Source organism: Paenibacillus sp. GCM10028914, from assembly GCF_042666275.1.
Lineage (GTDB): Bacteria > Bacillota > Bacilli > Paenibacillales > Paenibacillaceae > Paenibacillus_AQ.
This window is the reverse complement of sequence record NZ_JBHTFO010000015.1, coordinates 297,646-313,678: the sequence shown is the minus strand read 5'-3', so window position 1 is coordinate 313,678 and position 16,033 is coordinate 297,646. Positions and strand designations below refer to the sequence as shown.

Annotated in this window: 11 protein-coding genes; 2 read left to right on the top strand and 9 right to left on the bottom strand. The window is 41.7% G+C overall.

Annotated features, from left to right (window positions below):
- Positions 1-9: 9 nt before the first annotated feature.
- The 8 genes from ACFQV5_RS14890 to ACFQV5_RS14855 form a co-directional block, all read right to left on the bottom strand.
- The gene (locus tag ACFQV5_RS14890; RefSeq protein WP_379248128.1) at positions 10-3,768 is read right to left on the bottom strand and encodes a LamG-like jellyroll fold domain-containing protein; all 3,759 of its coding nucleotides are present in this window, start codon (positions 3,766-3,768) and stop codon (positions 10-12) included.
- 219 nt (positions 3,769-3,987) lie between these two features.
- Entirely contained in the window at positions 3,988-5,172 is a 1,185-nt protein-coding gene (locus ACFQV5_RS14885; RefSeq protein ID WP_379248127.1) for an aminotransferase class I/II-fold pyridoxal phosphate-dependent enzyme, read from the bottom strand.
- Positions 5,162-6,097, bottom strand: a complete 936-nt coding sequence (locus ACFQV5_RS14880) for a D-alanine--D-alanine ligase (RefSeq protein ID WP_379248282.1) — start codon at positions 6,095-6,097, stop codon at positions 5,162-5,164. Before ACFQV5_RS14880 ends, ACFQV5_RS14885 begins: the two co-directional genes overlap by 11 nt.
- An 11-nt stretch (positions 6,098-6,108) precedes the next feature.
- Positions 6,109-7,560, bottom strand: coding sequence for an aminotransferase-like domain-containing protein (locus ACFQV5_RS14875; protein ID WP_379248126.1), 1,452 nt, complete (start codon positions 7,558-7,560; stop codon positions 6,109-6,111).
- 317 nt (positions 7,561-7,877) lie between these two features.
- Positions 7,878-10,676, bottom strand: a complete 2,799-nt coding sequence (locus ACFQV5_RS14870; RefSeq protein ID WP_379248124.1) for an endo-beta-N-acetylglucosaminidase — start codon at positions 10,674-10,676, stop codon at positions 7,878-7,880.
- Positions 10,677-11,012: 336 nt separating this feature from the next.
- On the bottom strand, positions 11,013-11,249 hold the full coding sequence (locus tag ACFQV5_RS14865) for a DUF896 domain-containing protein (RefSeq protein WP_379248122.1): 237 nt from the start codon (positions 11,247-11,249) through the stop codon (positions 11,013-11,015).
- Between the two features lie 116 nt (positions 11,250-11,365).
- Positions 11,366-12,235 carry a hypothetical protein gene (locus tag ACFQV5_RS14860; protein WP_379248120.1) on the bottom strand — a complete coding sequence of 290 codons (870 nt, stop codon included), beginning with the start codon at positions 12,233-12,235 and terminating at the stop codon, positions 11,366-11,368.
- 325 nt (positions 12,236-12,560) lie between these two features.
- Positions 12,561-13,754: a hypothetical protein gene (locus ACFQV5_RS14855; RefSeq protein ID WP_379248118.1), complete on the bottom strand. Its 1,194-nt coding sequence runs from the start codon at positions 13,752-13,754 to the stop codon at positions 12,561-12,563.
- Between the two features lie 210 nt (positions 13,755-13,964).
- On the opposite strand from ACFQV5_RS14855, the gene ACFQV5_RS14850 reads away from it, so the two are divergent.
- Both ACFQV5_RS14850 and ACFQV5_RS14845 read left to right on the top strand, forming a co-directional pair.
- Complete coding sequence (locus ACFQV5_RS14850) at positions 13,965-14,753, top strand: alpha/beta hydrolase (protein WP_379248116.1); 789 nt, start codon at positions 13,965-13,967, stop codon at positions 14,751-14,753.
- A gap of 159 nt (positions 14,754-14,912) precedes the next feature.
- The gene (locus tag ACFQV5_RS14845; RefSeq protein WP_379248114.1) at positions 14,913-15,254 is read left to right on the top strand and encodes a nitrous oxide-stimulated promoter family protein; all 342 of its coding nucleotides are present in this window, start codon (positions 14,913-14,915) and stop codon (positions 15,252-15,254) included.
- Positions 15,255-15,273: 19 nt separating this feature from the next.
- Here ACFQV5_RS14845 and ACFQV5_RS14840 read toward each other — a convergent pair whose 3' ends face one another.
- Complete coding sequence (locus tag ACFQV5_RS14840) at positions 15,274-15,984, bottom strand: alpha/beta hydrolase family protein (protein WP_379248112.1); 711 nt, start codon at positions 15,982-15,984, stop codon at positions 15,274-15,276.
- Positions 15,985-16,033 lie beyond the last annotated feature (49 nt).

The window sequence follows — 16,033 nt, the reverse complement described above, 5'->3', positions numbered from 1 at the left end:
GCTTTGCTTCTACAGAAGGATAGCAATTGCAGTAAGGTCAGCAATATCTATCTTACCGTCTTTATTAATATCTGCATGTTTTACCTTGTTCCAATCTGGGCTTTGTTCATTCTTACCATAATGACTTGCAACAATGGCTAAATCTCCAATGGATATCTTGCCATCGTTATTCACATCCCCTGTAATACCTCCTGCATCGATCGAATTAATGGTGATCTTTACAGCAGCAAGTGCCGCATTTGTTTCTATCCCTTCACGATCGCTAAGAATAGCTTGTGTTACAGCAATATCACCTGTGGTCTGTTCTGAAGTCGCTTTTGCAACCAAAGTCATCTTAATAAAAGGCTCATTAGTCGAAATTGCATGTTCTGTCCCTAAACTAGCGATAAGTAAGTGAACCTTGCCATCCGTCTCTCCTGCTTCAACAATACTAACATTCTCGAGTAAAGACTCAGCGGATTTAAATTCGAATTTCTCTGCGTCATAACTGATTGTGATGTCATGTGCTTGCACAGGGACAGAAACCTGTTTCAAGCCTAATAAAACGTCGAATGATTCTCCCATTTGCACCTGCGCTGGGCTTTTCAAGGTTACTTGATTTTCTTTGACAGGTTCGCTACCTTCAGTTGTGATATGCAGTTGATAACTCTTCTCCGCAGTACCATCTTCAGATATAACAACTACATCAATTTGATTATCGCCATTAGTCAAATTAACGATTACGTCCCCTTTGGAATTCGGTTCATTTCCGTTTACAGTAACCTTGGCGTTGGCCTCAACAGAAAAAGCATTAACTGTAGCAATATTAGTAGAAACGGAAGCGGTATATTCAAGCGTATTAGCATCGAAGTCAAATGGCACCTCTGCTTCCTTAACCTCTAAAGTTAGCAGGTCGGCATTTGCAGACAAGGCAGACGATTTTTTGTTTTCTTCCCAGTAAAACAGTTCTGCCTCTCCGCCACCAAGATCTAAATTGATGGTGTACTTATCGTTGCCGATTGAAGTGAGCTGCACCGACTCTACTTCTCCAGTATGCTTATTTATCTTTTTAAGATCCGCAGTCGGGCTGGAGAAAGTTAATGTAATTTCCTGGCTAGTATCCTCTAACGAACCATGCTGCATCTCTGGCCGTAAACCATTGCCTGTAACAAGTCCATTTACAACCATAAAATATTTAGGATCCGTTGCGGTGAAGAAGTCTGTCGTATCATAGCCTGGAAGAGCTTTGAAGTAACCAACTGCCACGTCTCCTTTAAGTCCATCATTTTGAGTCCCCGTATTGACAGAGGATATATCGGTTAGATGATATTCCGGATTGGAATTAGATGTGAACTCTCCAAGCTGCCAACCAGAAGGCGAGGTATTATTTACAACTGAACCGTTACTCATATACTGTCCTGGTTTTACCCTCACATCTATATTATTTAAACGAACTAGGTGAGGACCCCAATTTTGTGCTTGTTTGAAAATCTCAGCATATTCGTCATAATGATGTGTCGGATATCCATATTCATCGAACAGAAAGGCATATAAATGATCGAACTCAAATCTAAATAAATTCAGCCATTTCATACCCATCGCCAGGCTTAAGTTCGTTACAGCATATTTCTGCGATTCTGTCATTTCATACCAACCGGATGAGAACTGCTGAATGCCTATTTTATAACTTCCGAGATATTGGCCGAATCCGATTGGCTTTTGCCCTGTTCCATCTTGACCTAATAGTGCCAATTTTCTTTGATAGTTTGCCAAATCCAAGATTGTTTTGGTGGAATTATAATCTTTGACTAATCCTTGCGTATCCCAAATGTAGTAATCGAATGTTAGTAAATCTGGATTTGCATTCTCTAGGAAGCTTTTTAATTGTTGCTGACTCCACTGATTATAATATTGATTGGAATGAACAAGCACTCTTGGATACAATTCTTTACTCAGTTCAAACCAATTTCCAAAATATTCTTCTTGCTTGGTGGAATACTCTCCTTCATCTCCAAAATTAAAGCTAACCGCATTATCAATGTTCGCGATTTGCTCCGGTGTTAGGAAATGGTCTCGATTCTGCGGATTGCCCGTCATCGAATTCGTTCCAGTAGGAGCTTTAGCCAAATTCCACTGAGCCCCTGGAAGTTGATCTTGCAAATAACTGTTATATAATGGAGGATCATAATACGTCGTACCTGTTAGGTTCATTCCGTAAAATTCACTGGCAGTCGGAACTTCTCTGCCATATCCATCTGAAGGCATCCATGTTTGAATTTGTAATCCTTTCTCGATCAAGACTTGACTAGCTAACGATAATCTCGGATTCACGTAAAGTTCCGATGCTGGAATCGGTTCTCCCTTACCTTCTGGTTCTCTCGTATCACGATAAACGTTCATTTCACCAATCACAGGCAGGGAGGAAGCATTGGTTGTAAGTACTTCAAGCTTCACAAATTTTGCTTTAACCGGTGCAAAGAAGAAAAATACTTTCTCATCAGCAACTCCCAATGCATTTCTAATAAAATGAGACGGCTTTTGAAAATTTCCTTCTGGAACAATTTCTGTATAATTGCTTCCGTCTGTGCTGACATATAATTTATACGCTACAATACGATTGGCAATGTCAGTGATATCTGCCAAGTAGTCCATTTTGCTAATGGTATAGGTATCACCAAGTCCAATTGTAATGGTTTGCCGATCTGCTGCCGCTGCAATCCATTTTGTTGCAGGGTCGCCATCAAACGCTTTGCTTATTTCATTACCTGGCTTTTCGCTCGAAGCGCTTACATTTAATTTGGATTGAGGAATCAACACTCTGCCTCTAGCGTCTTGTTCCGGTACTACCTTGACTGTACGGGTTTTGGACACCTTAAATCCTTGGCTATCTGTTACCGTATAGGTTATGGTATAGGTTCCTTGATTGCCCGTATCAACAACGCCATTCGTCACAATACTGCTCGTTAGATCGCCATCAACGAGGCTAAATGCCGTTGCGCCAGGCTCATTATAGGAATCTCCGAAATAAACGGTCATTAAACTTTCTCCATTTAAACGAAGAAGTGGGTCCATCATATCAGACATATCCGAAGCGCTAAGTGTCTGATTAAACAATTTCAGTTCATCGATGATTCCATCCCAATAACCTCCGGAGCCTTTAAATGAACCAACTCTATAATCACCATCAGTCGGAGTAATCGTTGTTGATCTCTGTGTTACCAGTTCCCCATTGATATAGAAGCTTAGGTTTTTGGCTAGGTAATCATAGGTCACTCCTACGTGGTACCATGCACCCATGTCAACATTTGTAGGAATAACGATCTCTGTCCCACCCAGAAGGGAGTAAAATTTACCTGATGAATTAATTCCAAGCCAATTTCGTCCCGTTCCATTCTTATCTTCCTGCGATAAAATACTGTTATTTGTTCCATTCGGCTTAACCCATGCGCTTAATGTGAAACTTGATGTCCCTGGATTGAGTATGTTCGGAATCTTAACGAAAGCACTGTTTTGCTTGTTTAATAGTAAACCCTTTCCCTTTCTACCATCGGTTAAGGTCGCATTTCCCTGTAATACACCATCATGTTGACCTAAAGTATCAGGTGCCGTTGTCCCCGTTAATGAATCAAACCTCCACTCTCCTACTAAATTACCTTGCTCACTAATTCCCTCCCTGTTTGTCGTAGAATCCTCACTTGTTTCTGATCCAAAAGCCACACTCGACTGTGAAATGCTTGCTACCGTCATCATTACAGCTAGGATCATACTCATAAATCGTTTCTTCATCATTACCTCCTCGATGAATTTGATATATTATTCAATCGAGTTCAGTCTAACCTTCAAGTGTTCAATAAACTACACAGCGTGATGACAAGTTATATCACAAATATGACTATTTTGGGCTTTTTACCAGCGATACACTTCAGCAGATCGAAAAAACAAAAAAACCGCAAATTATGCGGCTTCAATGCTTATATGTTCTTGTTAGTGACGAACTACTCTTTAATGTTAGATAACTTTAAGCTCTTTTCTACACACGTTATTCATGAAACGCTCGATTCGTTCAAGTGCCTCAGACAGCTTATCTGTTGATGTTGCATAAGAGCAGCGAATATGCCCTTCTCCCCCAGATCCGAACACATGGCCTGGAACAGCAGCGACGCCAGCTTCACTCAGCAGCAGCTTAGCGAATTGCTCGGAAGTAAACCCAGTGTGTGCAATGGAAGGAAATGCATAGAACGCACCTTGCGGCTCATGACATTTCAGTCCGATTTCATTAAGCCCCTTCACGAACATCTGCCTGCGCGCATCGAACGTCGCTTTCATCTCTTCCTTCGCTTCCAAACCGCTTCGCAGTGATTCGATTGCAGCGATTTGTCCGAGGACGGGCGCACACATCACTGTATATTGATGGATCTTCAGCAAAGCCCCAATAAGCTCCTTCGTGCCGCAAGCATAGCCGACTCGCCACCCAGTCATCGCAAATGCCTTGGAAAACCCATTAATGACGATTGTCCGATCCTTCATTCCTGGTAGGGATGCAATGCTTACATGTTGCTGACCATAGGTCAACTCAGCATAAATTTCGTCCGAGATGACGATCAGATTATTCTCAAGAACTAGCTTGGCAATCGGTGCCCAGTCTTGCTCAGACATCACTGCACCGGTCGGGTTACTCGGATAATTCAACATAAGCACCTTCGAACGTGGTGTTATTTTCTCCTGTAACGCTTGAGCAGTAAGCTTGAATTGTTGATCTGCCGATGTCTCAACTTCCACCACCTTCCCACCATACAGGTGGGTAATCGGTGCATAGGCAATGTAGGTCGGCGAGGGAACAAGAACCTCATCCCCAGGAGAGATAAAAGTCCGTAAAGCCAAATCTACCGCCTCACTGCTTCCGACCGTTACGAGAATCTCACTTGCCGGATCGTAACGGAGGCGAAATCCATTTTCAAGATATGACGCAATTTCTTCTCGCAGCTCCATGAGGCCGGCGTTAGGTGTATACTTCGTCCTTCCCTCATTTAGTGCGCGTATGCAGGCTTCTCGAATATGTTCCGGTGTCACGAAATCCGGCTCACCTACACCTAATGCTATAATATCTCCGTTTCCTTGAGCCAGATCGAAAAAGGCCCGGATTCCAGATGGCGGTATCTCCATAACCCGCTTCGTAATCAGTTCATTCGACATGGCACATCTCTCCTTGCTTTTTTGATCGTTCCTCCAATGAGCAGGCAATGATCCGATTCAACAGCTCGCTGAAAGTGATCCCAGCCGCTATAGCGCTTTTGGGAAGCAAACTGTTCTTGGTCATACCAGGCAGTGTATTCACTTCCAGAACATATGGAATGCCATCTTTTAATATCATGTCCACACGTCCATATACGCTGCAGTTTAATAATCTATAACATGCAAGCGCTGATCGTTTCACACGTACATCCAACTCGGTTGGTAATGTGATAACTCGCTCTTCAGCGCCTCCATCCTCGTATTTAGCCTTGTAATCGAACCATTCCGAATGTGAAGATCGAATTCCGATGATAGGTAGTAGATCTCCATCCAGAATGGAGCACGTGATTTCTTCACCCTTGATATATCTTTCAATCAGAACAGAATTATCCCAGCGAAAAGCTTCCTCAACTGCTGCCCGCAGCTCTTCTTCACTCAACACTAGCTGCATACCAATGCTGGATCCGCCGGAATTCGGCTTTACAATTACCGGATACCCCATTTTTATAACAGCCTCAGGCGAGAATTCATCTATACTGTTCCAGCTAAGCCAATCCGGTGTTTGAATACCTTCCGCACGAAGTAACTTCTTCGACAAATCTTTATTCATGCATAAGCTGCTGGATAATACACCGCTTCCCGTGTAGGGTATGCCGAGTGTCTCAAGTGTAGCTTGAACCGTACCATCTTCGCCATAAGAGCCATGAAGCGCAAGCAGGGCAATATCAATGCCTTTCACCTTGTCAATTAACTCTTCTCGTGTCGTTAAGACAATAGGCGTTATCTCATATTTATCTCTGTCTAAATGATCAAGCATAACTTGACCTGTCAAAAGCGATATATCACGTTCTGATGAAATGCCCCCCATAATGACGCCAACCTTCACTTTAAGCACCTCTATCCCATAAGTTGTTTTGCGGTATCTCCTATAATTCGAATTCCCTTGCCGATGTCTTCGTCTGTTACCCTGGAAAAGCCTAATCGCATCGTATGTCTTCCTTGACCATTCTCGGTAAAGAAGTTGTCACCTGGTGTGAAGATGACTCCTTGACGAGAGCAGGCTTCGAGTAATTCCCTGGTATCAAAACCTTCGTTGAAGGTAACAAAGAGATGAAGGCCACCATCTCCCGATAGCCGCTCGTAGGGAATGAACGCTTCGCAGCAATGTTTCGTCCATTCATATTTCCGTTTGTATTCCGCTCTTGCCTTCTTTAAATATTTATCTAGATTGCCATTATACAAATATTGATAAAGGATCGACTGATCCAATGTAGATGTATGAATGCTGCGTGCTCGCTTAATGCTTTCCAGATAATTGATCAGTTCCCGGTCTGCTAACACCCATCCGACTCGGATTCCAGGGAACAATACTTTTGAGAAGCTTCCAAGGTAGATCACACCATTACCCTGTCCCGCAGTCGCCATCAACGGAGCTACGTGGGAACCAGAGTAACGGAGTTCTTCATTAAATCCATCCTCGATCACAGGTACCTGATACTGCTTCATTAGCTTCATTAACAACTGCCTCTTCTCAGGTGACATCACGATACCTGTCGGGTTGTGATACGAAGGAACGAAATATGCACAGTCAAAAGCCTTTTTAAGTAATGCTTGCTCCAGCTCCCGGAGATTGATACCATCTTGTTCCATCGAGATTCCAGTTATGTCGAAACCATGGAGCTTTAGGCTCTTGATTGCAGTATTGTGGGTAGGATTCTCACAAATCACCGAACCATGCTTCTTGTTCAAGGCTGATAATACGATATCGAACCCCTCTGTAAATCCGTTGGTAATCAACATATCTTTGCCTTTTAGATCGACACCTTTGTGATCCATATATCTAAGCAAATAATCTATTAATGGCTTATATCCCTTGGCATAACCATAGTTAAGCAGCACGTTTCCCTCTACTGACATTCGGTCCTGAAAAGCACGCTTCACATTAGCAAGGTCAAACAGCTTCTCATCAGGTGCAATACTTGTGAAGGAAATCATGTCCTTCTTTGCGCGAATACCGCGCTTCATCAGATCAAGTTCAACTGCCTTCCGAGCATGATCATTTACAAGAGAACTCCAATCCATATTCCATGATGCATCTGGAACACTGTTTATAGTTTCTGCAACATAGCTGCCTTTTCCATGTACTGTATAAGCAAATCCATCTTCCTCCAAGCCCTCGTAGGCGGTTATAATCGTATTTCGACTCATATTCAAAAGCTTGCTGAGCTCTCGCGTCGATGGGAGCTTCTGATGGGCTTGCAGCCCGCCTTTTATAATTAACCGTTGCATATATTCCTTCACTTGGATCGATACTGGACGGTCATCCATGAGCTTGAAGTCGTTAAACACCTGTTATCGCCCCCACAATCATTTTTGCATAGAAGAACAAGTAACAAAAGAACCACTCCCCGCGTTTTTTGTTCAGGGTGTGGTTCTATGCATAGGATAAGATGCCCCCCTATGTATGGTCAAAATTTGAATTCTTCGGTTCTACGAACTTATATCAAACTATTAATAATATAGCACACTGGTCTAAGTGCCTCACAGATATTAAGCTTAAAATAAAAGAGAGTGTTCGGGAGTATTTATCCCGAACACTCTCTCTTCTCTTTAATCCTAATCGGCAAATTCTTTGAACCATTCAAGGGTGCCAGCTTGTTGTACTATTAAAGTTCTTCGCCTTTAAGATATACTGGTTCTGATTTGTTACCTGCGTAATCTTCCATGATGACATACACATTTTGCGCGGTTGAGGTAAAGCTTAGGCTCGCCTTCGTCGTTCTTCCGCGTATGATTCGATCTTTGTTACCAACACTATAAGTTGTTGGGAATGACTTCAACTCACCGTCCTCATAGACATACATATAGCGCCAGTCACGTGAATTTGGCATCGGCAAATTCAATGTATTTCCATTCCAAGACCAAGCTTCTGCATAAGGTTCTGCAACTTTATCAATGAAATTGCCGCTGACTGAGACTGCTGTTGATTTGTCAGAGGTTAGTGTGACAATGAAATCATCCCCGTTAGTAGGCATTCCATTGAATAAGGCTGAGGTTTCTCCTTTGGATACCGTGATTTGCTTGGACACCGGTTCAGTTGTTGTAATCTTATTCAGTGACTCTACCGTTACTGTAATGTTCTTTGCTACCTTTTTCGGATTCTTCCAGCTTACTAAAAGATCACCATTCTCTTGGGAGTCGACAGTGATATCTGATGGTGAGTCAGACAAGTTGAACTTTAACTTCGCAACTTTGCCTTCACGTCCATCGGCTCCTACTGCTGCAACCTTGATCACACCTGAACGACTTGGTACATCTTTAATGTAGAAGATATTGTCGAACTTCCCGCCTACGAAAACATCATCTACATAAACATTGTACTGTTTAACCTCGGAATAGTCCGTATTCATATCCCACTTGATAACCATTTCCTCTGTATCTGTGTATGCTTTGTCGATGGTTAAACCCGTTGGAGCATCCAGTTTACCTGCCGATTTGTCATACACACGGATTTGGCCGATGTTCATCTGATAATTCGATATGCTTTCATTACGAGGATCAAATACAAGCCCTAAAGCTGCAATTGATTTACCTGCATAGTCGCTCAAATCAATCTCGGTCGTAACCCAACCTTTTGTTTTCTTTCCACTTCCTTTTACTGGAACGTTCACCACAGTATTCGGATCATCTTTCAAGATCAAACCGATATTCATTGTAGATTTATCATTAGCTGAAGGTTTGTTGTACGTAATCGACAGCTTGGAGTCTTTGTTAACATTCAAATCTGTCTTATACAAGCGTAGGAAATTCTCTGCGTCCAACTTACCGTTTACAACGAGTGAACTTCCGCCCTGGTAAGCTCCTATTTGCTTATAATCATAACGCTCCGTAGAGTCGATGTTATACTCTGGTCCATAATCAAAATCAACAGTCAGCTTATTACCGGTCGTGTCTTGCCACCATTGCCATGTAACCGGAATATCTTGCAGACTCATATTAGACCATTCGTCCACATTGGAAACCGAGCCGTTCACATAATAAGAAAGACCATGACCCGTATTGAAATTAGTATAGAAATTAGAATCGCCAATGACGGAACGTTCCGCAATCACGGATGCGATCCCAGGCCAATAACGGGTATCAGCATACACATCCGAAGCTGTATTCGTCTCAGACACCGCCGTATTCGTTGGATCAATGTTGGCCCCGGACCACCATAATTGTTCACGCACATTAGTCATCCACTGATAATCATTGTCCGCGCGGCGATTTACAGGCCAAGATTGTCCCATATCTTCATCCAGACCCGCATGAACAAAATCGGCTCCGAGTGTTGCTATGCTAAGCTGAGACTTTCCATTGCTGTCCAGCTTGTTCGCAAGAGCAGTACCCTGAACACTCTTGAAACGGTCGCGTCCGGCTTCTAGTCCAGCAAAACCGATGTCGTAAACATCAAAACTAGTTCCAGATTTTTGATTGAGCTTCTCGATATAATCTTTAGCAGTTGTTATCTGATTCTTTCCCATCCCGTAATCGAAGAAAAAGGATTGTGACACCTGCTCATCCTGTTCGCTATCATATAAAAATGAGATATTGTTATCGTTGAAAGTTCTTGCAAAAGTATTCTGTCCCGTGGAAGTATCTAAGGAATCATACCACTGTACATATAATCCGCCTTCTTGCAGTGCTTTCATAAAAGCTATGTAATCTGGAATATCATTTACAGCAACATTTGGTTTTTGTTCTTCCTGATTCACGAAATATCCGTCATATCCATAATACTTAGCCATTTCTATCAATTTCTCGGCTACTGGATAATTCCCTGATTGATCTTTAACGATCATTTGCTTATAAGTTTGCTGTCCACGATCGTTATTAGAGAAGAATATACCTGCTAGAGAAAGGACACCGTTCTTGTGGGCCGCATCCGTATAGGTAGGGTTAGGGATATTCAACATTCCGAATTCGAACCATTTCTGCTGCCAGTCACTTTGCGCCAAATCATCATAGTACTCCGGTGGAGTATAGGCGGTGGCTGTTCCATGCCAGTATGAATAATAATCGATATATTGCCAGAAGTTAAAATGATATTGCGCAAATTTGTTGGTGTAAGGGGCGTTTTCTATAAAAGCGTTACCATAATCGCCCGAAACGTTCATCATCTTAACATTAGAATCTAGGTTGGGATTAGCCTGGGTTGCCGCAAGTGGATCGATCCGTTTTTGTAACGGAACACGCGATCTCAGCAGTTCAGCATACGGGTCCGTTTCAGGGCTCCAGTCCAAGACATGACCACTAGTATAGCCATGTACGCTGGGCTGATTTTTCCCGTGTGCACTGTCTCCTTCAAATGGCCAAGTGTCTCCCGCATGAGCAACCAATGGAAATGCCGAGACTAACAATGCTCCCGCCAGTACAGTCGACGTTATTTTTGATAATGCCCCTGTCTTTCTTTGAACTTTCATAAAGTTATCCTCCTGTGCAGTTGTCATAATGTTCCCTTATGAAGCTAAGCAGACATGAAACCTTATTTTTCACCTCCCAAATGTTACTATAATCAATCTATACGATGAAAACCTTTACAAATAGGATTCAAATTAAAGATCCAACGTACAAATTAAAGAAAATGCAATGAACTCTACATCTTTTGTAATTTTTCATTTGTTCTTATAAATGAAGTTCATTCTTATAAAAAACCTCCACAACCAATTGATCGGGAAGATATTTTATCCCTAAAAGGTTGTGGAGGTTTAGTATCACTAGTATTAAATCTGTGTAAATCCCATGTGAATCAGAAGGGATTAATGTTGCTTAGACTGCTTCTGTTCCTGTGTTATTCTCAGTTTCTCAGGGGTTACATCGTCACCGTTCGGGTCGACAACTTTCAAACTAGACATGGTTGATAGGACCTGCCCACGAATGTCTTTTAAATATTCCTGACGAAGCTTTTGCTGTTCGGCATGTTCTTCTGGGGTTAGACCTTTTGTCTTCTGCTTACGGCTGAGCTCGTTTATTCTATTCAATGAAGGAATAGTCATATTTATTAATCTCCTTCCTATAATCAAGATGTAAAGTACAGTTTACTGTAAAAGATATGCCGTTGCAATACATCAAGACTATACCGTTAATTAAGATCGTCTCTTAATGACAAAGTCTACCAGGATGATAATTCCGTCCTCTTCCAGTTATTCTGATTAACACAAACATATACATATTCGTCGTCCCAAGCCATTTCTCCTTGGCTGCAAGCAGCAGTAGAAGAAGCGGGTGTATACTTGTCGCGGATACGAAGCTTGTCTCCGTTTATATCAAGTTTGGTGTCCGGATCTTTTGTGCCAATTCCAACATTGCCGTCACTCCGTTCTATAGTTAGTGAGGAATCAACAACTTCGCCGTCATCGCTGTAACGAATGAACTGCAGGTTGGCTCCAGTATTGTCGCCAGCTTCCTTTGTGTTATCTGCTCGAACAGCCCATCTTGGTGTCGTCTCATTATTCTTACCGGATACACTTAACTGAATGTCCCGGTTAGTTTCGCTTTCGCCTGCTACCCGCAAGATTCCACTCATTACATTGAAATTGGACGAATGCGTACGAATTTCGCTTATATCGGTATCGAACGGGATTTCAAATCGGGTGAACAACTGATTGGCATATGGACCTGTCGGAGACATCGTCGTTTCGAATGAGATATGCTTATGGTCGTGCTGCTCTGGATTGTTTGCCTTATCATGAGATATAATCGCTGTCTTATTCTTACCATTCTCGTCCATCCAGACGATCGCGGGTTTGGCTCTTTCTGCCGTCCATTGTAGACGGATCATATCGGACTGATGTCCTTCCTGTTCGATCCACTTCTTGTCAGTGGATAATAACAGCCGTTCATTGTGTGGAATACGGATATTATCACCGTCTTGTTCCGCTTTTTCGAGTGTAAATTGCTCTTCCTGTTTCTTCTCTGCACAGCTCATTCCCATCAAGCATACACTCCCAAACAACACCAAAATTATCCTGATTAATTTCATATTGTTTCCCTCCAATTATCTTATCTAGTCGCCATGATCTTGCATAATAACTTTTTTTGATCGTATTATACGGAACGCCCGGCGTATACCCATTTGTTCAAAATTCCCGAAAAAATGATTCTTTACGTCTATAAATTATGGAGGAACAATTTCCGATTAATATGATTCAATTTAGCAACCTTTAAGTCCTATTTAATTAGGACTTTAGTGTCTTATCTTTCAACTTAAAATTTAGGTCTCAGAATCTTCTATTAGTCATTCTCATAACAAAAAAAGCCGGCCAAATTCGCCGACTGTTTCAAATGATTAACTGGATTAAGTTATTTTAAAGGGGATCTATTTCCTCCCATTGTCCAGTAAACACATCTACCTTAATTGTTATATGACTATCTGAACGTATAACCTCACCAACTAGATATCCGTCATCTAGAAAGCCGGTGATCCACTCTTTGCTTGCCGGTTTCATGCCAGCGGCTGATAATATATTCTCTGCCGATCTGGAAAGTTCGATCTTATACTCTTCCTCATTTGTAATCTTTAAAAGTTCAAGTGCATCTTCATTTGTGAGACTCTTAATCGGTCTGCCCGATGCTTTATCAAATACCGTTCCGGTCAACGGATTAATCATCATTTCCTTCGATTCGTTGTTCATTGATGAATACTTAGCAGAAAATAGATTGTCCACCTGACCGAGAACCCAATCTCCTTCAGGTAACCATCGCTCAAGAATATACTTTAGATCTATTTCGTTAAGTGGAGGTTGTAAAAATGAGTTATAAAATAAAGTCGAGTTCACAATCGTGAGATCACTATCGTACTCGGCGACAATCCTCACTGGGAATTCGCTCATTGACGCTTGCCCTGAGAGGCTGGCAATCAAATGACCATCAACAATTTCATAATATATAATGGATCCAAAACCCACCTGATCTCCCCAAGATCCACCTTCGTAGTCGTATACTCTGCTTAAATGCTTACCATTTAGCTCTGTATTTATATAAGTCTTACCTGAGCGGTGAGTAACAGATGATTTCAGATCACCATTTAATTTTGAAACGGGATCCTCAACGATCATTTCCTCCAGCGTGTCTGGATTTAAAACATGAATGTTATTAACAGCAACCCCTGTTCCGCTTCCAGTATTTATATGAATAACAATCTCCTTGATACCATCCGAGTTTACATCGACTTCATCAATTAAGGGTGCACGTGAAGTATCCACTACCGCTTCCCATAAAAATGTATTCTGTTTCTCTCCCCGCTTATCTACAGTAATCTCACGCAGCAGATCACTTTTCTCCGTTATGGGAGTAGTCACAATAATTCCATTCTTCTCAGTTAAAATCATGCTATTCATTATATCGGTTTCTCGTTCTTTATTCTCTGGCTGGATAAGTGCCGAATCATCAACAATCACAGTAGTACTCGGTTTAGATAACGTGCAACTACTACAAAGGATAATAAAGGAGAGTCCAAGCAGGCTTCCTTTTACAATGTTTCGTGTGGCTATTGAAATCAAGATCGTCATCTCCTTTCTTTCTCTTATATGAACACCTGCTCATCGGAGAAAGTTCGTGCTCAATTTTTCAGAAAAACCTAATAACTGGTGAGAACAATACAATTAATAGTCACATAACCGTAGTATGAATGCTAGAGAGATTCATTTGATTACACAACTATGTTACTCTGTTGTATAGATTATTTCTGCACAACTAGGAGGAAGTTTAGGATGCATGATGAACAAAATTTAACTCGAACTAAGCCCAAACGAAAAATTGGGAGATGGGTTCTCATTTCAGTAGCTTCACTTGTAATACTTCTTACATTAGGCATATTGATTGCCTATCCGATTTTGAAATACGAACCGCTTGAGGAAGCACAGGAAGCAATGTTAAGTAATTCAGCAGTCGAGGTGAAACTGGGAGAAAACAACTTCCTTTTCGAACCCGCTGATAAGCAAGTAATACAACCAAGTGTAATCTTTTACCCCGGGGCTTTGGTCGATGCAGAAAGCTATGCGCCGCTTGCCAGAAAGCTAGCTGAAGCAGGTCACCGCGTTTATATCGCTGAGATGCCTTTCGATATGGCTATCTTCGGAAAAAACAGAGCTTCTAAGCTGATTGAAGAGCATCCAGAAGACAGCTATGTCATTGGTGGACACTCACTAGGTGGAGCGTTTGCTGCGAGATATGCAGCTGAGAACACAAGTAAACTTGCTGGTGTGTTCTTCCTTGGCTCTTATGCGGATGAGGGAGGCAGCTTGAAAGATTCAGGTTTGGATGTCCTGCAAGTTACAGGTACTAAGGATGGTGTATTGAATTGGAGTGTGTGGGAAGAAAGTAAGCAGAATTTACCTGCTAACTCTACACAATATGTATCCATTGAGGGTGGCAATCATGCTCAGTTCGGAACGTACGGGAAGCAAAAAGGTGATTCAGATGCAACGATTTCACCACAGCAACAGTTGGATGAGGTTAGTGAGGCATTAATTAATTGGATGCAGGCAATCAATAAATAATACGAGTACTTCAAATCAATATAACAATAAAGCAGTCTTGACCTTTTCCATAGCTCAAGACTGCTTTTTTATGTATAAGAGATCACCGAATTCCTGAATTGTTTGATGTTATAGTTAATGAATAATACATTCGTACAATATTGAAAGGAAGCTTTAATCATGACAACTAAAGTTAAACGTAAGTTAAATGACGGGCCCAAGATTCGAAAAGAACAAGAAATTGTTACTAAAATGATTCGAATATATTGTAAGAAAAAACACCATCAGAAAGAGTTATGCGAGACTTGTCAGGACCTAAATGCTTATGCATTCAAAAGATTATCTCTTTGCCAATTTGGTGAAGAAAAAACAGCTTGTGCAAAGTGCCCTGTCCATTGCTACAAACGTGATTATCGTCAAAGTATTAAAGAGGTTATGCGTTTCGCAGGTCCCTGGATGCTGATCTATCATCCTATTGAATCTATAAAACATATTCCACTACCCGCTAAGTTAAGGAAATAAACTTTTTATCTTTGAATTTTTAATTTCCTGGGTGTAGTTCATGTATTTTGGAGACCAGATCTTCTGAATTGGTATGGAATACCTCGTTTGAATCCGTCCAATCCGACTTTAGAAAATATGAGGCATGAAACCGCCAGCCCTGATGATTCGGATTAAATTTCATCTGAATTATACGCCCCGGCTTACCTCGGTACACTCGAGAACCAGGCCTTTGCCAACCACCAATTTGTGTAATGCGATCTAGCTTTTGACCCGTGATATATGTAAACCTGCTATTGTATGGGATGTCTTTCAAATAAAATTTAGGGCAACCTACCGCAAATACCTGAATTTGATTGACCCCATACTCCGCCTCCAAATATAGCCCTGTCCGATATGCGACTACACCTCCAGCACTATGCCCGATAAAGATCAGGTTGGCGGCATCTACTGCATGCTCACGGATAATTTCCGATGCGCTTATTATTCGCCGGGACTGCTCACGGGTTAAGTCATATCCGACTTGAGTAAGCTGACGGGCCAATAAACCGAATAATGAGGAACCCGAAATGCCGTTAGCCATTCCATAAGGGAAGATCATCACAATCTTGGCATTATCATATCTTTTAGCAATCTCACTGGCCGCAGCTTCAAAGTTATTGCGATACGTAAGTACACCCGCAAAAAAGACTACAACCGTACGGCACTTTAATGTGCATGTGCTATTGGAGGATATGAACGTCTCTGTCATAGATCTCCATTCCCCCTCCCTGTTCTGCTTCTAGTTCTATAGATTAACC